At 68.7% G+C, this 4,427-nt stretch carries 4 protein-coding genes; 3 read left to right on the forward strand and 1 reads right to left on the reverse strand.

Features of this window, described 5'->3' with window-relative positions; genetic code table 11:
- Positions 1-393: 393 nt before the first annotated feature.
- The gene (locus ACFYZE_RS36005) at positions 394-2,943 is read right to left on the reverse strand and encodes a Helicase associated domain protein (RefSeq protein WP_389003892.1); all 2,550 of its coding nucleotides are present in this window, start codon (positions 2,941-2,943) and stop codon (positions 394-396) included.
- Positions 2,944-3,246: 303 nt separating this feature from the next.
- Between ACFYZE_RS36005 and ACFYZE_RS36010 the strand changes: the two genes are divergently transcribed.
- The 3 genes from ACFYZE_RS36010 to ACFYZE_RS36020 all read left to right on the forward strand — a co-directional run bounded on the left by ACFYZE_RS36010 (position 3,247) and on the right by ACFYZE_RS36020 (position 4,074).
- Complete coding sequence (locus ACFYZE_RS36010; RefSeq protein ID WP_389003895.1) at positions 3,247-3,456, forward strand: hypothetical protein; 210 nt, start codon at positions 3,247-3,249, stop codon at positions 3,454-3,456.
- A gap of 43 nt (positions 3,457-3,499) precedes the next feature.
- A complete protein-coding gene (locus ACFYZE_RS36015; protein ID WP_389003898.1) occupies positions 3,500-3,793 on the forward strand; it encodes a hypothetical protein in 294 nt (97 codons plus the stop codon).
- 113 nt (positions 3,794-3,906) lie between these two features.
- Positions 3,907-4,074 (forward strand): hypothetical protein, encoded by a 168-nt coding sequence (locus ACFYZE_RS36020; protein ID WP_165939570.1) that lies wholly within the window; start codon positions 3,907-3,909, stop codon positions 4,072-4,074.
- Positions 4,075-4,427 lie beyond the last annotated feature (353 nt).

Consider the following 4,427-nt stretch of genomic DNA (forward strand, 5'->3'; position numbering starts at 1 on the left):
AACAGGACCCTCGACAAGTCCCATCGTTGCAGGTCAGAAGCACTCTCTGCTTATTCGATCAACCCTCGGACACGACGTCTCGCGAAAGCGCGAGGCTAATGGCGAGACTACCCGCGCCGCTGTGGGCGCGGGCAGTAGCGCGCTTCGTCGCCCCCACGAGCCTGGAGCTTCCCCGCCCTGCTGCGGCAGGTCCTCCGCGCTGACGCCGGCGCCGGGGGTGTTCCAGCCATCGGCGCCGCGTTGTGCCCGCGGGACCGGGCCTCCCCGCCGGCGCGGGGCTGGAAGGAAGAGCTGACCGAGCGCTGGAAAGCCGCACAGCAGGGCGGCTGACCCGACGAGAGCGGGGCCGGACAGGATCATTCTGTCCGGCCCACTGCTGCGCCTGTGCGCTGCTTATGTCCAGCGCATGCCGATGGCGCTGAGCTGTTCCACGCGTTCCGGTGTCAGTGTCGCGGCTCTGGATCTCTGATTCCCCACCCATGCCCCGAGCTTGATCTCTCGTTCCTCCTGGTCCTCGCCGCTCTCGCCGTCGCGGCCGTCGTCTCCGCTGGCGACGATGATGCGCTCGACATGCTTGCGGGGCACGCGGAGGTGCCCCTCGCGCTCGTAGTACTGCTTGGCGGCCGCGTAGTTCGTTGCCCACTTGTCTGCCTGGCTACGGCGCGGCTTCGGTTTCTCGTCCTCGGCTGCGGGTTGGATGCCGAGGATGTGTTCGCACATCCACTGCTGGACGCCTGTGAGTTTGTGCCAGCCGAGGCGGACCGAGCGTACCCACCGCCCCAGATCCTCGCCCTGGTGCACGACCTCGCCCGGTGACATGGGCAGCTCGCCGCCGGCCTCCAGGTGTAGCCGGGCCAGGTGGAAGGCGCGCTGCCACTCCACGGGCCAGGCGGGGCACCACGACGGGTCGATCTCTTCCAACTGCTCGCGCCGCTCCTCCGACAGCGCGCCGGCTACCGACTGAACCGGCAGTCCCTCGGCACGCCGCTGCTCGATCTCGGCAGCCTTCCGGGCCGCGGCCCTGGCGTTCTTCAGCCAGATGCCTACCCGGTAGCCCTGGTAGGTGGCGTCCAGCGGTGCCAGGAGATGCCCGTTTTCGGCGGCCCATCCGCGCGCGGCGGCCAGGCCCTCTTCCCATGCGACGTCGAAGTGCGACCACACCATGCCCAGCTTCTCCAACTGCTGGACGCGGTCCTCGTCCATATCGCCGCGGGCATAGAACCTTCTTGCGTCGGCGATCCATTGCCCAAGGGGGAACCCGGTGAGCGCGGCCGGCCACCCCTCGACCTTGGCCTCCTGGTCGTCGCCGCCGGGCACGCGGTACGTGAACGGGACCTTCAGGCCGCCGTGGAGCCGGTTGTAGATGACGGCGGCCTCGATGCCGCGCCGCCAGTGCTCATGCTCAGGGTTGAGGACCCGCAGGTTGATGAACGCCGCCAGCAGCGCGGGGTCACGCGGCGTGGAGAACTTCAGCAGATGCCGGGCCGGAGCCGACGGCCCAGACCCTTCCTCTTCCCCCTCGCCTCGGCCCTCCTGACCCCCGCTGCGGCTTTGAACGCCCCTGACACGGCTCTGAGCCTGCTGCTGCGCCAGAGCCTCCACCACTCGGGCGTCATGCGCCCTGAGCGCTTCCAGCAGCTTCGCCAACCCCCCGAACGCCCGCGAGGTCAGCATGCTGTCCACCGTCTCGCCGGGCCCGAGCAAGACCGGCACCACGAGGGAGGCGACCTTGCCCTCGCCGGGCTGCATCCGCAGCGCCCGGCCCACGGCCTGGACGAGGTCAGGCATGGAACCGCGCACGTCGGCCCAGTAGACGGAGTCACAGTTCTTGGTGTCGACGCCCTCGCCCAGCACCTTCACCGACCCCAGGAACCCCTTCTCCACGACCGTGCCATCCGTGGCGATCCCGGCCGCGAACTCCGCAAGAACCCGCCGCCGGTGGTTCGGCTTGTGATCGCCGCACAACCAGTCCGCCCAGACCGTGCGCGGGTACAGCTCCGGGTCGGCGGCATGCAGCCGCTTCGCGACGTGAGGAAGGCCGGCCGCGAACGCCTCGGCCTCCTTGACAACGTGGTGGAAGACCAGCGTGCGCCGGAAGTTCTCCTCCGAGGACGCCTTCACCAGCGCCGTCTGCAGCGCCGCGAGCCGCGCCCCACGCACCTCATCCGACCGGCCCTCAGCCCCCAGAAGCTGCGCTGCCTGGAGCTGAGTGTCGGTGATGTCCACGCACACCACCTGGTAGGGGGCACAGATTCCCCTGTCGATGGCATCCGAGAGCGTCAGCGTGTAACACCTGGCGCCGAACGGCCCCTCCGGGTCGTCCTCCATGCTCGCCACCAGCTCGCCCGGCGCGCCCTGCTCGGAGTCCCCGTCCAACTGCCACAGGCGGGGCGTGGCCGTCATGTACAGGCGACGCAGGGCCGGGATGCGGGTGTTGTCGTGGACGACCGCCCACGGCTTCCCGATCCGGCCCGAACACCGGTGCGCCTCGTCCACGACGATCAGATCCCACCCCGGAAGGCCGGCCTTGTGGGCCCGCTCCAGCGTGCCCAGCCCCAGCGAGGCGTACGTGGCGAACACCGTGACCTTGTCGAACGGCCTCACCCAGTCGACCAACTCCTCCACGTCCGTGGTGTTGGGGAAGGACACCTCCTCACCCCGCAACGAGGACACGCCGATCATCGGGCCCGTGCGGCCTCCCTCGCGCCACGCGGCCTCGGTCTGGGCAAGCAGATCCAGGGAGGGAACGAGCACCAGCACACGTCCGGCACGGAGCTCCTCAGCGCTGCGGGTGGCCACGAGCGTCTTGCCCGTTCCGGTTGCCATGATCACCTGAGTGCGGAGCCCCCGCTCCGGCACCATAGATCGTGCAGGCAATTCGAGCGCCCGGAGCACTGCGTCCACGGCTTCTCGCTGATGAGGACGAAGTTCCTTGACAGGCATTCGCTCTACTCTCTCCTGCGAGCCGGACGACAGCTCTCACACACCAAGGCGCGAGCAACTAGCCTGTCGACAACGGATATTCGTCCACAGTGCCCACCGAGACACCGGATCCACACCTCCGATGCGGGACAAGATGACCCCCGTGCAGCGGGTCACAGATTCCCAGAACCTCTGGAGCCGTCTGATTCCAAAGTCTATCGCAAACTAAAAAATGAAGCAGACGTCCTGGAGAATCGACACGGAAGCCGCGGGTACTCCGCATTCGTCACTGTCCAATCACAGCCCAGCCTGCCGGGGAGAGTCATGGCACAGAAGACTGATGACAACAAAGGCAACCAGTTCTGCAAGGCCTGCGGCACGCCCGCCGAGGACGGGAAACTGTGCAAGCACTGCGGCGCCGTCCTGGACTTCCCCGACAGTGCAGGGCTGGTCGAAGACCAAGGCGCAGCAGTACGACGCGACTTCGAAGGACGCACCCAGCAACAAGACCAGAGGCGCCCAGGCAGCAAGTAAGCCTGGTCTGCTGAACAGCGCGCCCTGGGGTACACGGCCCCGCATGGCACCGAAGACCGAACGCATCGAGTTCCTGCGGGCCGTGCGGCAGCTGCACCGGGTCCGCTCTTTCTACGCCGCGGGCGTCCTGCTGTGGGCGGGCTCCGCCGTCTGGACCGGCTGGCAGGCCCCCGGGAGCCGGCAGATGTGGGTGTCCGTCCTCCTCCTGGCCGTCTTCACCGCTCTCCTCGCCACCGCCAGCCTGTCCTTGCGGCGTCTCGCAGTCCCCCCGACAGGCCGGCCCGCGCATCACGCCGCCTCGCACAAGGCCGCAAGCACCCGCCACGTCCACGCCTGAGGATCCGTCAGCCTGCCTGCACGAGCCGGCCAGACCATTCCGGAGGCGCCGCCCATGTCTGAGGGGGCGGTGGCCGGGCATACGGGGTTCACTTCCTATGAGAGGGGCTCGTCATGCTCGGCATAGTCGCGGCAGTGTTGTTCTTCATCGCGTTCCTCATCAACGCGGCCGAGATCAGTACCAATCACACGTTCTCGTCAGTCAACGTCATGCTCCTGGGGCTGACCGCACTGGCCCTGCACGTTGCGGGAATCGGTAGCACTTGGTCCCGTAGACGCTGACCCGGCGTCAAGCCCCCAGAAATCCGCAGAGGCCAGCCGGAGAGACAGCCACCACCCACCCCTGCTGCTGCTCGGGCCGCAGGCCCGTTGCCCGGCCCCGCGCAGCGGGGCCGGCCTTCGTGGCGCGAAGCGCCACACGGTGACCGGAGCGCAGCGAAGGCACCGGGTGGGGGCGCAGCCCCCACCGCTCCGGGAGCGCAGCGGACGGAGCGTCACCCGCCCTGCGCAGCAGGGCGGGTGAGCTGACCGCGCAGCGGTCAGCCAGCGCTCCCGCTCCGCGGGAGCGCAACCCCTGCGCGCAGCGCAGGGGTTCGCTTGCATCGCGCGCAGCGCGATGGGACCCGCTCCGCGGG

This window comes from Streptomyces sp. NPDC001796, assembly GCF_042892355.1.
Taxonomy (GTDB): domain Bacteria; phylum Actinomycetota; class Actinomycetes; order Streptomycetales; family Streptomycetaceae; genus Streptomyces.